The 1449-nt window shown below is 65.1% G+C and carries 2 protein-coding genes; one reads left to right on the forward strand and one right to left on the reverse strand.

Translation table 11 applies throughout. The annotated features are described in order from the left end of the window. On the forward strand, window positions 1-347 hold a 347-nt coding region (locus AC1VAN_RS21715), incomplete at its 5' end, for a hypothetical protein (RefSeq protein WP_480986730.1). 92 nt (window positions 348-439) lie between these two features. Here AC1VAN_RS21715 and AC1VAN_RS21720 read toward each other — a convergent pair. Further along, window positions 440-1210, reverse strand: a complete 771-nt coding sequence (locus AC1VAN_RS21720; protein ID WP_032978249.1) for a DUF3011 domain-containing protein — start codon at window positions 1208-1210, stop codon at window positions 440-442. Window positions 1211-1449: the final 239 nt, after the last annotated feature.

A 1449-nucleotide genomic window follows, 5' to 3' on the forward strand; every position in this document is an offset into this window, starting at 1 on the left:
GAGTTTTTCTGACCAGATACACGCAGGTGACGAACAAGAACAATTCTGGAACCTTCAAGGAATCCATTCAACCAGGCTCCAAGGTCATCGTCTGCAACGCGTCCCACTGCGTGACCTACCAAATGACCGATAGCCAGGACTGGAATGGGGCTTCGCGTGAGCCCATCACGACGAGCCATCCCCCTCGCGGCGGCGGCGGGAATGGGAATGGCGGCGGAGGCGGCGGCGGCGGCGGCGGTTACACCGGGCCCATCAGTGGCGGCAGCCATGGCGGAGGGGGCGGCGGAGGGTCCGGCAAAGTCACCGTCGGGCCGGCCAAACCGTCCCGCCCCACCCACGAGGATTGACGGAGCTACGCGATAGCGTCATTGGCCTGCTTCTGCAGGCCAATTCACGCGCGAGCAGCCACATACCCGACTGCAAAGCATGGGACACAGACTCAGCGCCGCTTGATCGGCGTCACGCTCTGCACCCGGCCGTCGTTGCGCATCATGCACAGGAAGCGGCCCTCGGGATAATCGATGATCAGTTCCTGGTAATCGGTGCCGACCGGCACCTGGGTCACCAGCGTGCCCTGTGCGCCTTTGCTTGCATTGCACGAACCGAGCGCGGTATCGCCCGCTGGCGCGCGGACTGCGGCCTTGGACATGTTGCGGAACGTCGCGCGGCAGCCGCCATTGACCCAGACCGAATGCCGCGACAGGCCCCAGTTGCTGCCCTGCTCGCAACGGGTACGGCTGAGCTGGCGCACGATCTCCACATTGCCACGCGTGTCCATGTCACAGGACACCTGGCGCTGGTCGGTGGATTCGCAGGTCACCTCGCGTGGCAGTGCTGCATCGTCATCGCGATCCTGATCACGGTGGTGCCTGCCGCCTTCCACGGCAGCCGCCGGCGTGCCGTTGTTGCTGACCTGGCAGATGCCGTTGGCACCGCCGCGTCCGGTGTAGCTGACCTGCGGCGTACCGTCGTCACCGGTGCTGATTGAAAGCGTGGTGCCGCTGCTGGCATCGCGCGCTTCGAAGTAGCGATCGTTGAAGCGCTTGAGCGTGGTTTCGCGGCCCTGCACGTAGACCGGCCCGCCTTCGTCTGCATGGACATCCAGCCCACCGGGGCAGCTGGCATTGAAGAACGGCACGGCGGCCATCGCCGGTGCTGTGAAGGCGCTGGCGAGCAGCGCGACGGTCAACGGCAAGCGGTGGCGGCGCATGGTCAGCTTCCTTGTGAGGAGTGAGCGGAGGGCGCCAGTATGGGGGCTGCCGGAGTTGCTCGACCGTGAGGAATATCAAGCAACCGATCACGGACTGCAGACCACCGCCATCAGGCCAGCGCTATCATCGGGCGCATCACACGGACGTCCGGTATGCACACATGACAGCTCCTCCCTTCGACCACGCGCAGCAGCTGCTGCTGGCGCTGCAGCAACGCATCCACGCCTTCACCCTGGAC

The sequence above is a fragment of the Stenotrophomonas sp. 05L44_2 genome, from assembly GCF_056665995.1.

Excerpts from the sequence above, each read along its gene's own strand:
- AC1VAN_RS21720 (WP_032978249.1), bottom strand. The coding sequence starts at position 1,210 with ATGCGCCGCCACCGCTTGCCGTTGACCGTCGCGCTGCTCGCCAGCGCC.